General features: G+C 41.6%; 11 protein-coding genes. 5 read left to right on the top strand and 6 right to left on the bottom strand.

Translation table 11 applies throughout. The features are described from left to right. Window positions 1-11 precede the first annotated feature (11 nt). The 4 genes from QMN06_RS04890 to QMN06_RS04875 form a co-directional block, all read right to left on the bottom strand. On the bottom strand, window positions 12-1,910 hold the full coding sequence (locus QMN06_RS04890) for a response regulator (protein ID WP_281971418.1): 1,899 nt from the start codon (window positions 1,908-1,910) through the stop codon (window positions 12-14). Between the two features lie 217 nt (window positions 1,911-2,127). Then, complete coding sequence (locus QMN06_RS04885; protein ID WP_281971417.1) at window positions 2,128-2,526, bottom strand: hypothetical protein; 399 nt, start codon at window positions 2,524-2,526, stop codon at window positions 2,128-2,130. A 30-nt stretch (window positions 2,527-2,556) separates the two neighbouring features. Beyond that, window positions 2,557-6,012, bottom strand: coding sequence for a UvrD-helicase domain-containing protein (locus tag QMN06_RS04880; RefSeq protein WP_281971416.1), 3,456 nt, complete (start codon window positions 6,010-6,012; stop codon window positions 2,557-2,559). Next, on the bottom strand, window positions 6,009-8,861 hold the full coding sequence (locus QMN06_RS04875; RefSeq protein WP_281971415.1) for a PD-(D/E)XK nuclease family protein: 2,853 nt from the start codon (window positions 8,859-8,861) through the stop codon (window positions 6,009-6,011). The genes QMN06_RS04880 and QMN06_RS04875 overlap by 4 nt, the downstream gene beginning before the upstream one ends. A gap of 128 nt (window positions 8,862-8,989) precedes the next feature. Here QMN06_RS04875 and trxA point away from each other — a divergent pair, with 128 nt between their 5' ends. The 5 genes from trxA to QMN06_RS04850 all read left to right on the top strand — a co-directional run bounded on the left by trxA (window position 8,990) and on the right by QMN06_RS04850 (window position 14,400). Then, the gene (gene trxA, locus QMN06_RS04870; RefSeq protein WP_281971414.1) at window positions 8,990-9,316 is read left to right on the top strand and encodes a thioredoxin TrxA; all 327 of its coding nucleotides are present in this window, start codon (window positions 8,990-8,992) and stop codon (window positions 9,314-9,316) included. Window positions 9,317-9,552: 236 nt separating this feature from the next. Further along, window positions 9,553-10,815, top strand: a complete 1,263-nt coding sequence (rho, locus tag QMN06_RS04865) for a transcription termination factor Rho (RefSeq protein WP_281971413.1) — start codon at window positions 9,553-9,555, stop codon at window positions 10,813-10,815. Window positions 10,816-10,945: 130 nt separating this feature from the next. Continuing rightward, window positions 10,946-11,215 carry a type B 50S ribosomal protein L31 gene (locus tag QMN06_RS04860; RefSeq protein ID WP_348649143.1) on the top strand — a complete coding sequence of 90 codons (270 nt, stop codon included), beginning with the start codon at window positions 10,946-10,948 and terminating at the stop codon, window positions 11,213-11,215. Between the two features lie 29 nt (window positions 11,216-11,244). After that, a complete protein-coding gene (locus QMN06_RS04855) occupies window positions 11,245-12,984 on the top strand; it encodes a hypothetical protein (RefSeq protein WP_281971412.1) in 1,740 nt (579 codons plus the stop codon). A gap of 15 nt (window positions 12,985-12,999) precedes the next feature. After that, window positions 13,000-14,400: an MATE family efflux transporter gene (locus QMN06_RS04850; RefSeq protein WP_281971411.1), complete on the top strand. Its 1,401-nt coding sequence runs from the start codon at window positions 13,000-13,002 to the stop codon at window positions 14,398-14,400. Window positions 14,401-14,417: 17 nt separating this feature from the next. Here the strand turns inward: QMN06_RS04850 and QMN06_RS04845 are convergent, their stop codons facing one another. After that, complete coding sequence (locus tag QMN06_RS04845) at window positions 14,418-15,392, bottom strand: tripartite tricarboxylate transporter substrate binding protein (protein ID WP_281971410.1); 975 nt, start codon at window positions 15,390-15,392, stop codon at window positions 14,418-14,420. Continuing rightward, on the bottom strand, window positions 15,389-15,952 hold the full coding sequence (locus QMN06_RS04840) for a VOC family protein (RefSeq protein ID WP_348649142.1): 564 nt from the start codon (window positions 15,950-15,952) through the stop codon (window positions 15,389-15,391). The genes QMN06_RS04845 and QMN06_RS04840 overlap by 4 nt, the downstream gene beginning before the upstream one ends. Window positions 15,953-16,016: the final 64 nt, after the last annotated feature.

Here is a 16,016-nt window from a genome sequence, read left to right as displayed (position 1 = left end):
TGCAGATAAGCTTATCGGTTAAGATATTTCTGGATGATTTCAGCTAATTCATTTATCTCAAATGGCTTAACCAAATAATCATTCATCCCACTTCTTAAACTCTTTTCACGATCTTCAGCGGCTATTGCAGCACTGAGTCCAACAATAGGAAGGTCCTTGAACTTTTCATTTGATCTAATCTGGGATGTCGTTTGTATGCCATCAATATTAGGCATTTGGATATCCATCAAAACTAGATCATAGGAATTTTTTTCAATCGCCTCAAGACATTCATTACCATCCAAAACAAAATCAGCATCGATCTTCATAAATTCTAAATAATGTCGAATTACTTCCACATTAATTGGGTTATCTTCAGCAACTAATATGCGTTTTCCTACCAACATATCTTTAGCAATCAGAATCAAACCAGGGTCCTGAGGGTTTGGTTTTAAGTTGATGGAATCTGATTGAAGTTTGGACGGAATCTCTAAACATAATTCAAAGGACGCTTCGGTCCCAACACCTGGTTGGCTTTTGATATTGAGCGGGGAGTTCATGGTGTTTAAAATACTCTGGACAATCGACAAGCCCAATCCGACACCGTCATAATTCCGTGTATTTGTGTTATCCAATTGTCGAAATGGTTGAAATATCTCCTCCATGGATTCAGAAGAAATACCGACGCCAGTATCTTTCACGCTGATGGTTAAGATTACCTTTTGATCCTCAATCTTTTCTAAACGAGCATGTACGTCAATCGAGCCATGGCGTGTAAACTTAATCGAATTACCTATCAAATTGAATAATACCTGGCGCAATTTAAAGAAATCACCCATGAGCACTTCAGGGATCTTAGGGTCAAGATCAAAGCGTAATTCGATTTTTTTATCAGTTGCAGAAATCAAAAACAAATCAGAAACGTCATCAAACAGATGCTTCAATCGAAATGGCTCTATATTGGCTTCAATCTTACCCGCTTCAATTTTGGCGAAAGATAAGATATCGTTTAAAACATACAGCAAGGCTTTTGAGGAATACAAAGCCTTATCTAGTGACTTTTTAATTTCCTCTGACATGGGGGATCGTAAGACAATCGATAACATTCCAATTAAACCATGTAAAGGCGTGCGGATTTCATGCGAAACATTCGCTAAAAACTGGCTTTTGGTTAAATTCGCTTTTTCGGCAACATTTTTTTCTGCCTCTAATTGAGACATTAAGTCATCTTTTTCAGAAGATAATCGGGTGATTTCATCAAGTTGATTATTTTTTCGGATTAGCTGCAATCCAAAAAAGAAAGCATGCTTGATCACAAAGATCATCGTCAAGAGTAACATGGTAAACCAATTAATAAAGCCTGGGTCGAGTGACTCTCCAAAACTATAATACTGAGCTGAAAAGACTCGGATTACCCAAATTAACAATGTAGTCAAATAACAATAAGCAATTAACTCGGCAAATAAATTAGGAATGTGCTTGCGTATTCTAAAAAGTTTGACAAAAATCCATGAATGAAACATGCAGTTAGAAACCCCGACATATAAGGCAATCAGATTTGGATCGTCGTGGCAAGTTTTGAGGTAGATAAAGCCTAATCCATAAAAAACACAGAATAGCTTCATCATGTCGTTTTTTTTATTTGATCCACAAGCCATGTATTGCATCGATCGAAAACACATGAGGTGAGAATAGAAAATTAAAAAATTACCGATGGCATAACCTAAAAATAGAGGAATAAGGGCTCTAGTTGAAGCCAGTAATATGCCTATGGAGAAGTAAAAACATCCCTTAATCCAAAAGTCCACTTCTTTCAGGTTGTCTTTTCTAAATAATCCCCAAAAAATAATGCCGTAAATCAAGTTAATAATAAGCATGACCGGAAAAAGACTGGTCGCGGCAAACTGGAGTTCTCCATTATTCGATAACATATGTACGTTAACGCACCATATAAAGGAACTTGATAATTATTAAAAAGATTTAAATTATTATAGTTAATTGTTTAATCGTTTAAGTAAAAGCATCTGTAGTCTGCTCTTATGAATAGTTTTTTCCTTGTAAATAAAATCACTTAAAAGTTAAAAAAATAGAAAAAAAATGCTATTGGTAGGTATCCCAATAGCACTCTTGTGTTACTGCAGATGATGTTTAACCGTTCTTATCGATCTTACCCATCTGACGTCTAATCACGCGCACGATGGTAGGTATCAAACCAATTAAGATAAACCAAATAATGGATGGGAATGATTTGTTGGATTTTTGTTCGTCTGTCATTTCTAGGATCGCCTTTTGAGTAGATGTTTTTTGCTCTAATTTACTAATCGCTTCTGGATCACATACGGGAGGTACTTTTTTCCATACTTCATGTGGCATAGCGTTTGCTTTTAATTCTTCGGCTTCTTTCAAACACTTCTCTTGGGCTGACTGAATCCCAGATTGTTTACTGCTTTGAGAAAACTGATCATAAAAAGTCGTGGCTAAACCAACAGCAACAAATCCGATAAAGAATTTTTCTGCAAAACCTAATTCATTAAACTTCGATAACATATTTTTCTCCCCTGATTGAATAGCACTACTTTATACAATTTCTTTGACATTGGCATGTTGATCTACAAGTACAGCTCGTACTGGCTTATCTTGGCGAAGTTTCTTCACTAATGCTTGGTAATTTTTGAGTTGATTGTGATATTTATTAAAGAACTCAGTACTCTCTTCTGGAATCGTTAACTTATAGTCCAAGATCACGAGTTCATTTTCTAGCTCTACTAATCGATCGATTTTGAATAAAACTCCTCCTTCACCAATCATTTCTAATTCATTCCAAATAGCCACAATGTGGTGGCCATAAAAATAATCTTTTAAATGGTCCGTATTCAGAATCTTCTGCACAATGGGTATCGCCTTGATAGTTATATCTGTAGGTGCTTTTTGCCCTGTCGCCATTTTCTGGAGGATCTCGAAACTTATCTCACCATGGATAGGTTCTTGGGTAGTTTGCTCAAGAAACCAGTGCACCCAAGTTCCTAAGGCCAGGATCTCTTGCTTCGGTTTGTTTTCTTGGGTACTTGATTGATTGGTTTCTTCAAAGGTTTTATTCTCTTCATCCTGAACTTGCGGCACATCTTTGAATGGTATCTTTGGAATCTCCGGGAACTTCAACCGAGTGTCATTGACAATAGATGTTGCTTGGATTGCTATCGGGAGATGTTCTTCTTCAGGCACAATATCCGCGATGGACTTAACGGCTATTTGCGCCCTCATCATCAGTGCATACCAAGATTTATCTTTTAAATCACCATTGCCACATGCCACAAAACTTTGTTTCGAACGAGTCATGGCCACATAGAGTAAATTGGCATTTTCTCTTTGTGCAATTTGGTTCTCTTCGTCTTTTATCGGCTGTAGGATGGTATTCAAGCCGTCTTTTTGATAAGCGAACATGAGGTTTGGTGCATTTTGATTGGTGGGCCAATCCATTAAAACACCGGTACTGTCTTTTTCTGATGGAACATAGTTGGTATTCATTAAAAACACAAATGGGGCTTCCAATCCCTTCGCCGCATGAATGGTCATGATCTTAATAGCGGTTTGATCCGCCTCTATATCCTCATCGTCTTCTTCATCACTCGCTTCTAGTACTTCCCCCTCATCGGGAGTTTCGGTTTCCAATCCCTTCGTGAGTATTTGTAACTCTTCAATCAATCGACTTAAGGATGGATATCTTCCGCCATTGGTATCTAATGCCAGCTTCAAAAACGCTTCTAGATTCGCAAGCACCTTGGTATGCATCAGCGGCGGGCAAACTCTGGTGTAATTTTTATACACCTCACCCTCTTCATAGATACAATCGAGTAAATCATGTACTGGCATGTGATTCGCAAGTCCTCGCCAACGATTCAGTAAGCGATGCGCTTTTTGCATATTTTCTTGCGGAATATGCTCTAGATGATTCCACCAAGATTGCTTATTCGCCAAACTCGCTAATTGTTGTAACTGTTGCTCATCGCAGGAAAATATCGGACTTCGCAATACTTGAGCCAGAGCCAAATTATTACTCGGAGTGAGTAATACATTGAGGAGCGCACGAATATCGGCTGCCTCTAAGGTTTGCAATAATCCGCCCTTACGGGGACTTTGATATGGCAGTCCATAGATCCTCAGGGCTGTCTCCATTTCTAGGACATGGGTTTTGTTGCGGACTAGAATATAAAAATCACTTGGGTTCGCTGTTCGAACTCCTGATTCACTCTGATCATCTTTTACGTATTTGGTGGCTAACCAATGACGGATGATGCTAGCGACTTGTTTGGCTTCCATTAAGTTTTGCTGTGCGGCTGCTCCTCGGGTGCTATCTAATAGCCCTTCCTGAAATGGATTTCTGTTTTCAGAAGCAGTTTCTGTGCCAATCTTGGGTATCAGCTCTAGGCAAAATACCTCTGTATCGAGAGGCGTCTTTGGATGGTTCTTCCAGAGGGTTTGATGATTGATAAACCGGTAATCGGGAATTTGTTCTTTCACTTGGGTAAAGACTTGATTGACGGCTTGAACAACAGCCGGTGGATTGCGTCTTGTATCGTCTTTATTGAGTAGTTTTGCTTTGTAATCCTTTTGCAGGAAATCTTGTACGGCTTTAAATAAGCGTGCATCTGCTTTACGAAAACGATAAATGGACTGCTTAGGATCCCCCACCACAAATATTTTCGGCAGGTCTCCTGCTGTGCCATACCCACTTAACCAAGCTTTCAGAATCATCCATTGGGTAGGATTCGTGTCCTGAAACTCATCAATCAAGATATGTTTATATTTGGCATCGAGCCTTACTTGAATATAACTCGCAAGCACTTCATCTTTTAATAACTGCGCGACATTCATCTCAAGATCATTGAAGTCCAGAATGCGGTGATTCTTTTTATATTCTCGGAAGTGGTTCGCAATCGAGGTTCCTAAGATGATCCATGACTGATTGAGTTGATAAAGGTTTTGTTCTTTTTGCCAATCTTTATATCTATCCAGTAAATCAAGCCAAACTCTAAATAGCCTTGGAATTTCAGTCTGCAAATCTGCTCGTCCGGCATCTGTCAAAATATTATTTAAAGCTGTAGAACAATTTAAGACAACCGGTTTTGGGTTGTGAGGTGCTGTTTTATTAAGTAATGCCGACTTGAGCAGATGGATTAAAGTTTCTTCCTGAGCTCCTGCTTGTTGAGCATCTAATAATTGTCTTAGGGGTATTGTTAGCTTCACATCGTTACTAGCCAAACTTTGCGAATACCATTGATAGCATGTTCGTAAACCTTGCCAATCAAATTGAGTTTCGTCTTGTAAATTGTGACAAGGACTTGGTTGATGCAAAAGAGGTAATTTTTCTTCTAGCATTTGTAGTGGATCTTTACCTCCTGGTAACGAATCCACATACTGTTGCCAAGCGCTCAATTGCTCCAAAATACTCGAAGGACCCTCTAAAAACGCGTCAGCTGTTTTTTTAGAAATCAATTCCAATAGGCGTAAGTAATGTTCTTGTAGTATTGCAAACTCACCTTCGCCAGCACCAAGTTGCTTCCACCAATCGGCCATCGCTTCTTTTAATAAGCGTTGTCGATCTTCTCTAAGACTTCCTTGATTGACAATGCCAGAGGTAATTGGTGCAGCTGAGCTCACTCTGCTAAACCAACCATGGAAGGTTTCCATGGCAATCACTTGGGGCTGAGTTAATACTTCTTCATATAGGGCTCTAGCATGGGGTAATTGTTGCTGAGCTTCTTCTGCACTTAAGCCCCGAATCATTAACTCTTGGAGGACTTCGGCATCTGGTTTTTGATGCATCTCTAATAGAAGTGTGGCCAAACGATCATTCATCTCCTGCGCGGCTTTGCGAGTAAATGTGATAGCTAAAATTTGACTTGGTTTAACACCTATCAAGAGTAAGCGAAAGATCCTAGAAATAAGCAGCCAAGTTTTACCACTACCTGCACAGGCCTCCACCACAACAGATTCTTTAGGGTCACAGGAAATTTTGGTCAGTTCGTCAATCATGCTTCCCACATTCCTTTTCTGCAAATGCCACGTGCATCACAATACTTACAAACCTGCTGAGGGCCATTCGCTGGCATGGCTATACCTGTCCAAACTTGATCCAGATCCTCACGGATTTGATTTTCCATCTTATCTAAGATGTCTGGAGTGACAGCCAACTTGAAGTCTCTTTGTGCTTCTTTCGCTTCTCGTAAACTGACCCAACCCGCCTGCTTCACATTTTGATGGCGGTAATGATGGGTCTCCGAAAGAGCTTTACTGTAGATCAAGATCTGCGGATTATCCCAGAGATGCTTATTAAATATTTTTAAATCTTTACCATCTTTCAATTTATAGTCCCAAACTTGTAGCTCTGAATTATCATTGCTATCCACACGATCTACCCGACCATAAATGGTAATTAATTCACCACTACTCAGTTGCAACTTAAACTCTACGTCTTTTTCTGATTCTACAAATGTAAAGCTGTTCTTTTCTAGGTCCAATTGCCAATCCACTAAAGACTCAATTTGTTTGAACCACTTTTGTTGATCTGCAAATAATTGCCCATTTTGTTCGATAAGAATTTTCCACTGCTCTTTTGAAATTCCTTCCAAATGATCCATCATCCATTGACGCTGACTGATTGGGTCTGAAAATGTTTGTTGTTGATACTCTTGATAAAACTGGTGCAAGATGGCATGCAAGGCACTCCCAATTTGCCCAAACTCAGATGGATCTTGTAAAGCTTTCGGGGACCTTAGTCCCAATACATACGATACATAAAATTGATATGGGCAAGCGCGCAAGGCTTTATATGCACTTGGACTGAGTTTGTTGGGTAATAGCCCTGGCAAGAGAATCGGTGTGCTCGATTGGGGTTGGGGTTGACTTTGTTCATCACCTTCATAAATAGCAATCGATTTATCTAAAGAAGGCATGTCGATTTGCAATCTTGCTAACCAAGGACATATGCGGTTTTTTTCTTGTGCTTGTTGATACTCTTGCCATAACAAATCGACATGTGCATGGGTGGTGAGTAACTGCGAGAGATCTCTGGCTTGTTGAATGTACTCTGCTTCTGGTAAATCTTGATCAAGCTCTTTTAACATCGCCCTTGAAAAGATGGAGCCGTAATCTTTATTACTTGGCAACTGCTTTGCATCACAACCTATAAACACCACGGCTGAATAATGATGAAAACGAATCGCGGATAAGGTAATAAAAGAAATATTGACGGATTTTTTGGGGGATTTTTGGGTATAGGATGCTTGATCAATCCACTGATCTAAAAGACTCGTCCATGCGCTATTCTTTAGAGTTTCTTCTTGTAATTCACGTAACTCATCCAACATGTTCAAATAACTTTGACCTGCTTCATCTTCGGTTAAGGTATCAATCATGCCAAAACTGTCTAAATGCTCCTTTAATCGATCCACCCATTCTTGACTAGTGGATTGTGAATTTTGCCAAGCAATACTAAAACTTTGTAATTGGGTGAGTATTGCCTGAGCAATCTGGCGATAATCCGCACTCTGTGAATGTTCATCATGTCTACTCTCTTGTGCAAAAGCGGACTGTAACTCTTGCCACCCTATTCCGACTTGGTTCGCTAAGAGTCGACTTTCCATCCACCACGAAAAATCAAGATGATCGATGGTTTGATTTTGTGTATGTGCTGCAAGCAAGACTTGCCAATCCAGCATCGGATTTTTTAAAAAACCAATGAAGGTCACAAGACTCGGCCCTTCAGAACTAGCAATCAGTTGCAGATAACTCTGCACCGCTGCTGCCGCACTGGTAGTGGCGAGTTTCCAACCGGTGGGGTCTTTGATGGAGATGCGATCGCCATAACGCGCCAGCAACGCTCGTACTCTTCTTGCAACTAATCGATCTTGGGCAACGATAGCAATGTCGTTTCGTTCATGTTGGATGTGCTCTTCTATACACGCAAGTGCCGCCCAGGCCATCTTCTCAAAATTTGGCTGTTTGATGATGCGCCATGTTGGCTGTTGATGTTTCTGACGATTCGTTTGTATTTGTGCAATAGTTGCGGCGTCAAAGTCACTGGTTGTTTTTGTGATGCACTCTGGCCATAAGGCACTTTGTTGCCAATTGATCCCAATCTTAAGTACTGCTTGATGCTGAGCATACGCATTTAAGAATTCAGCTTGAATAGTCTGTACGGTTTTGGTTGGTGTTGCCATGTCTAACCACACGAGGGGTGGTGGGTTTGCTGTTGCAAGTTCTTGTTGACGATATTGATATGCCATGCGCTCTCGCACCAAAGAATCTTCTGTACGTGTGAGGTATTTCCAAAAGGCAAAAATAAGTTGCCCTTCTTCATTAGCATATGCCGTATCATTTTTATAAGCCTGATGAATGATGGCATCTAATTGCGCTTGCACGTGTTCGTAGGTTTGATCTTGATGCTGGGGTTTTGGGGGAGCAAAGGCAATATTGGCTTGTGTTAAAAAATCACATGCCTGCACAATCGCTTTGGTCAACGCCCATCGTCCACCTTCGCCAATGACGCCAAACTGACGTTGAATTTTGGGATGCTTTGCAAGCTCACCATACACTTTTTCCCATCGCTGCAAAGAACTGAGGACTGGGGGAAGTGTGAGCAAACTCGGTGTTTTTTCCAACCAATCAGACACACTGAGTATTTTGGGTAAAAAGGCAATCTTCGGATCAATCGCAGTCGGCCTAGATGTTTCGAGTAGTTTTCGTAGATCGGTAATGGGGCCTGAAGTCGATGTTAAAACAATGGGTGATTGACCACATTGCTGTGCATGCGCCCAGATTGCTTTTGCCACATCTTGCAATGCACCATGATGCGCTAAGACACTTCTTTCTATCAATGACATATTAAAAATATTTTTCTAGCGAGAGAATTAAAGTGTTTTAGGTTAAGATATTCAATATAGTTAAATAAATCTAACTCTTATCTTACAAGTATTTCGTATTACTTTTAAATAATAATGAAGGAAGCATCATGAGCGAAGCAATTAAACATATCACAGACAGTTCATTTGAAACCGATGTCGTTCAAGCCGGTAAGCCCGTCTTATTAGACTTTTGGGCGGAATGGTGCGGCCCTTGCAAAATGATTGCCCCAATTCTGGAAGAAGTGGCAAAAGAATATGGTGACAAAATTCAAATTGCAAAAATTAATGTTGATGAAAATCAAGAGATTCCAGCAAAATTTGGGATTCGTGGTATCCCTACTTTGATCCTGTTTAAGAATGGCGAAATCGCTGCGCAAAAAGTCGGTGCTCTCGCAAAATCACAATTAACAGCATTTTTAGACTCCCATTTGTAAAACAACCATTCCCCTACTGTTGTTTTTTAGTGGGGGAAATTTGTAGCTATTGAATTTATAGTGTTAGAATCATCTCAAACATAGATTTAAGTGTGATGTTAATTTAAGTCTACCTGTTGCCATTCGGCTACCTCCCCCTCTTATTATTGGTGTTTTATATTTATAGTTTCTCAACCCTCTCTCATCTAGCCAATCTCAATATGGCAATTCTTTAATCACTACAACTACTCCAGACTATGCAACTAACTGAATTAAAAATTCTGCACGTTTCTCAACTTTTAGAAATGGCCGCCTCCCTTGAAATTGAAAATACCCAAAGGATGCGTAAACAAGAACTGATGTTCGCGATTCTGAAGAATCGTGCCAAAAATGGCGAAACGGTATTTGGTGATGGTGTTTTAGAAGTGCTGCCAGATGGATTTGGTTTCTTAAGATCCCCTGAATCTTCCTATCTTGCCTCCCCTGATGATATTTATATCTCCCCTGCCCAGATTCGTCGTTTTAATCTGCATACGGGTGATGCCGTAGAAGGTGAAGTCAGAACACCAAAAGAAGGTGAACGCTACTTTGCTCTTGTCAAAGTAGATAAGGTCAATGACATCGCTCCGGAAGCACTGAAGAACCGGATCATGTTTGAAAACTTAACGCCGCTTCATCCTGATCGTCCAATGCATTTGGAGCGCGATATTAAGGCGGAAGAAAATTTAACGGGTCGTATCATCGATATGATCTCCCCAATCGGTTTTGGTCAGCGTGGCTTAATTGTTGCTTCGCCTAAATCCGGTAAGACGGTCATGATGCAACACGTCGCCCATGCAATCTCTACCAATCATCCTGACGCTATTTTGATTGTGTTACTTGTCGATGAGCGTCCTGAGGAAGTCACCGAAATGCAGCGCTCCGTGCGCGGTGAAGTGGTTGCCTCTACCTTCGATGAACCTGCTGTGCGTCACGTGCAAGTTGCTGAAATGGTGATCGAAAAAGCTAAACGTCTCGTGGAAATGAAAAAAGATGTGATTATTTTGCTTGACTCTATTACGCGTTTAGCTCGTGCCTACAATACGGTCGTACCTTCTTCCGGAAAAGTGCTCTCTGGTGGTGTGGATGCAAATGCGCTGCAACGTCCAAAACGTTTCTTTGGTGCAGCCCGTAATATCGAAGAAGGTGGATCACTCACGATTATCGCTACAGCTCTAATTGAAACTGGTAGCCGTATGGATGATTTGATCTATGAAGAATTTAAAGGTACGGGTAACTTAGAGGTGCACTTAGAGCGTCGCTTAGCGGAACGTCGTGTCTATCCTGCGATTAACCTCAATAAGTCCGGTACTCGTCGTGAAGAACTCTTGATCAAACCAGATATTTTGCAAAAAGTGTGGATTTTGCGTAAATTACTCGCCGATATGGATGACATCGAAGCGATGAACTTTATCGTTGATAAACTCAAATCGACTAAAAATAATGCGGAATTCTTCGACTTAATGCGTCGCGGAGGCTAATTAGGTCAGTTTTTTGGCATAAAACTGCCTTTTTGTGTAGTTTTATGTCATAATTATCGTTTTCGTGGGAAAGTATTGGATTGTGTCAGTTGACCTTTGCAATGGCTACCTCATCATTTAAGGAACTATCATGAAACCAGGTATTCACCCAGATTACAGAGAAGTTGTGTTTGTTGATGTATCAAACAATTTCAGCTTTAAAACTCGCTCTACGATTTCTACTCGTGAAACAATCAAGTGGGAAGACGGTAAAGAGTATCCTCTTTCAAAAATTGAAACTTCTTCTGAATCACATCCCTTTTATACGGGTACCCAAAAGATTATGGATACCGCAGGTCGTGTTGAGAAGTTCAAACAAAAATTCGGCTCCAAAGCTAGTGGTAAAGCTACTGCTAAGTAATGATTGGATAACCAAACAAAGGCAGCCGGATGGCTGCCTTTTTTGTTACTATGAATAAAACCCTCAAATTATCTGCTGCAGCAACCGCCAGTATGCCCCGCATTATTATGGTGGCACTAACACTGGTGTATGCCCTCTCTGGTCTGTTTTCTCATGACCCTTGGAAAAATGATGATGCGGAGGGTTTTGGTGTCATGTGGACCATGGCACATGGCAATCTACAAGATTGGCTCTTCCCTCATATTTCTGGTCGTGATGCGATTGCGGGGCCACCTTTGCCTTATTGGATTGGTGGCTTATCGATTCATTACTTGGGGCCGATCATTGGTGAGATCAATGCCGCTCGTTTAATCTCTGGTTTGTGCTTTTTAGGCACTACATTACTTATTTGGTATGCCACCTACTTATTGGCGCGTCGCAGTGAGGTTCAACCGATGGCATTTGCATTTGGTGGTGAACCAACGCCAAAAGAATATGGCAAAACGATTGCGGATGGTGCTTTATTAATCTTCCTAGCCTGTATTGGTCTGGCGATTCGGGTACATGAGGCGTCACCTCTGATTGTCGAACTGCTCGGTATTAGTCTCTTACTCTATGGCTCCATGCGAGGCTTTGATAAACCGATTCAGGGGGGCTCTATTGCCGGTACTGCTCTTGGGGTGATTGCCTTATCCGGAAATCTTTGGACGGCTATTCTGTTATGTCTTGCAAGTCTGGTGAGTTTTCATCTTCGTAAAAAGAACATTGTTTATGCTTGGGTCGCCCCTCTGCTAACTGCTTTTGGTCTGATGCTCAGTCTTTGGCCGATTCTGTGGACACTCAACCATGCTCCTGCAGATCGCATTCATGAAGCCATGGATGTTTGGTGGGGAATCTATCAATTTCATGGGTTCGTTACTCTCAATAGTCTTGAGTTCTTGGGAATTAACTTTTGGAGTTATACCTGGCCTGTTTGGCCTCTGTGTTTTTGGAGTATTTATATTTGGACCAAAAATGGTCGCGCAGGTCTTAATGCTTCTCATCTCATTATTCCTGGATTGATCTTATTAGCGGAACTGATTCTGTTTTTATTTAATCAAGACTTGAGTGAGCGCTATCTGATGCTCCTCATTCCAGCGATGTCGATTTTGGCTGCTTTTGGTTTACCTTTTTTACGTCGCGGTTTAATCAGCTTTATTGATTGGCTCTCCCTACTCTCATTTACGGTAGTTGCGGGTTTTATTTGGATGATTTGGCTGGCTAAATTAACTGGCTATCCTGAGGCTACAGCTAATAATGTAGCGCGTTATTTACCAGGATTCGTAGCTAAGTTCGATGCTTTGGATTTGCTCGTTGCAATGATGATTACCGCAATTTGGTTTTTGATTATTCGTTGGCGCATGTCCCGAGCTCCTAAAGTCATTTGGCGTTGTTTGGTGATTTCTGCATCGGGCACAACCTTGATGTGGGTGCTTCTCATGACTTTATGGTTACCGACAATCAATTACGCTAAAACCTATCAACCTGTGGCACAGCGTTTTGCCAAAGCCCTGCCAAGCAAGTTTCGGTGTATCGATAGTTCCTTTTTAGGCGATTCGCAATTAGCATCATTTGTATATTTCACGAGATTGCCCTTAAAGGATGATCCAGAATGTGATCTGATGCTCACCCACTCCGCAGAAGAAGCGAAGGCTTCAGCCATCCTCAATCAACAACGCTTAACTTTACTGTGGGAAGATCGTCGTGATAGTGACAAAGACGAACGTTTACGTCTTTACTCAGTGAAATAACATCTTAGGTACTTCATGACTTTTTCTTTAGCATCGATTTTCTCTCGTTTAAAGCGAGATGTTCCAAAAATTCTTGATCTAGCAATTCCGATTCTTTTAGGTCAGTTGGCGGTGATTACCTTTGGCGTAATGGATACGGCGATGGCCGCTCGATACTCAACCGATGATTTGGCAGCCTTGGGTATGGCTTCTTCGATCTTTATTAGTATTTATGTCGGGCTTACGGGTATTTTGTCAGCTCTGAACGCGATTGGTGGGCAACTGTATGGTGCCAATAAATACCCGGAGATCGGTGAAGATACGAGACAAACACTTTGGCTCGCCTTGTGTACTTCGGTTGTGGGTATTTTTGTGCTGCTCCATCCCGGTCCGTTTCTGGCTCTTGGTGATGTCTCTCCTAGTATTGAAGCAAAAGCCCGGCTCTATCTGGAGATTCTGGCATGGGGCACCCCTGGAACGATGATCATGCGTACCTATATGGCATTGCATAACGCGATCTCTAAACCAAAGGTCATTACCAAACTTCAAGTCATCGGTCTGTGCTTAAAGATTCCGCTCAATTATTTATTTATCTTCGGTGGTTTTGGGATTCCGGCGATGGGTGGTCCTGGTTGTGCTTTGGCTTCTGTCATCGTGCAATGGTTTTGGGTAATCTCGGTGACGGTACTGATCTGCACACAAAAAAGTTATCAACCTTATGGCATATTTTCAAAATTTAGTCTGCCAAACTGGCCTAGAATTTGGAACATCCTTAAACTCGGTGCGCCGATCGGTTTTAGTTATTTGATTGAGGTAACTTCTTTTGCTTTTATGGCACTCTTTATTGCACGATTCGGTACGAGTGTTTTAGCAGGTCATCAAATTATTGCCAATATGGGCACGGTTCTTTATATGATTCCGTTATCTTTGTCGATTGCAACGATGACGGTGATCGCCCAACATCTTGGTGCAAAAGAAACACGCAATGCTGAAGAAGTGGGTTGGTCTGCGGTGATTTTTATTACTTCTGTGAGTGTTGGTTTAGGCATTCTGGTTTGGTTCTTTCAAGACTTTTTACTTGATCTTTACTCACCAAAACCAGAAGCGCGTGCCATGGCACATAAATTATTTATCTTTATCGCTATCTATCAAATGGCAGATGCCTTGCAAGTGACCGCTGCATTTATTTTGCGGGGTTATCGTGTAGCCTTCTGGCCAATGCTCATTTATGCGGGATCTTTGTGGGGCGTGGGACTGCTTGGTGGCTATTTAATGGCCTTCCAACATCTATCCTTTGTGCCTGAATACTTCCATGGCGCGGCGGGATTTTGGACGGGTAATAGTATCAGTCTAGCCATTGCCGCCTGCTTTTTACTGGCACTCTTTAAATATACCGCCCGCGGTATTCAGCGTAAAGGTGTGGAACTGCCGCTCTAAGTGATTTACTAAGTGAATTATTCAGGGCGGATGTTTTGGCGCTGGGCTACTTTAGACAAGCTCTCAATATCTCTGGCAACTCTTGCCTTAAATTCCATCGGGGAACTGGCATAGGGTTTGCCACCAAAATCAATGAGGCGTTGTTTAAATTCTGGTTCATTTGAAATCGAACGAATCTCTTTATTTAAACGCTCCACGATCGCTGGTGGCATATTCGGGGGTCCAGAAACACCTAACCAAGACTCATAAGTCACTCCAGGATACAAATCGGCTACGGTTTGCGCATTGGCAACGGGACTGGCACCTTTAGGTGCAGTAGTGGCTAAAAGCTTAACGCGTTTATCTTTGAGGAGTGATGCGGTCAAGGTCATGGTATCAATCATGACGTCTACACGACCACCTAACAACTCCTGAAACGGTTGTGTGCCACCTTTAAAGGGTACATGCACGACATTGACTTTGGCTTCTGAGAAGGTCCACTCACCGACGAGATGCATCGCTGATCCAACGCCAACGGATGAGTAAGTATATTTACCTGGCTCATTTTTTGCAGCCTGAATGAAGTCCGCTAAATTATTAAATTTAGAGTCTGGCAATACGGTAAACGCAATAGGATAGGTGGTGACCATACTGATCCAAGAAAAATCATTCACGGGGTCATAGGGGAGCTTGGGACGAATGGCCGCAGTACTGGCATGAGCACTCGGTGCAAAATATAGGGTATAGCCGTCTGGGCTGGCTTTTGCCGCAAGATCGGTAGCAATGGTACCGCCAGCACCAGGGTGATTTTCTACCAAGACGTTTTGTCCTAAGCGATCACCAAGACTTTTTGCCACTAGGCGCGCTACGATATCCGAACCTCCACCAGGTGCATAACCAAGCAACATCCGTATCGGTTTATTCGGCCAATTAGATTCTGCGGGCTTTTGTGCCCATAGTGCGGATGAAAAACTAAGTCCTAAACTTAAAAAAATAATCGATAAGCGTTTCAATGTGATTCTCCTGGATTCATTTTGAGGTGCATCTTTGCCAACCACTCTTCTCTTGAACAAAAGCCTGGTCTAGACGAGGCGCTTTGATAGGCGATTTGCATGATGTCTTCTTCAGATAAGTCAAAGTCCACTATTTCACGTAATGGTTGTTCACAATACCAAGGGGTATCAAAAAAGATTTCAACTCGGTTACCTTCGGGGTCTCGAAAATAAATCGATAAGGCATTGCCATGACAAATACTCACCAAATCATGTGTGCCAGCATTGGCCAAGGCACGCTGGCGAAACATTTTTAAGTAGGCCAGATTCGGTACCCGAAACGAAATCTGATTGATCGGATTGAAGGCGAGTTGTTCAGGTCTACCGTTGGCCATCACAATCTGATGGTGCTCTTTTTCGTTACGCGATAAAAAGACCAGGCTAACCGCTCCCAATTGTCCTTGATCGGTGATCTTAAAATCCAGTACTTCTTGATAGTAGGATGCCATCTTCTGTATATCATGTACTGCAAACCCCATATGACTTAATTGCAATGCGTCCTGTGGGAGTGAAGTGGTCATTGTCATTTCTTTTTAATCAGCTTTGATATGGTTGTCTTTAATTAATATGGCGTATTTGACTTTC

Origin of the sequence: Polynucleobacter sp. SHI8 (assembly GCF_027944005.1) — a bacterium.
Lineage (GTDB): Bacteria > Pseudomonadota > Gammaproteobacteria > Burkholderiales > Burkholderiaceae > Polynucleobacter.
Note: the sequence above shows the minus strand (reverse complement) of the source record. Positions and strands in the feature narration are given on the sequence as shown.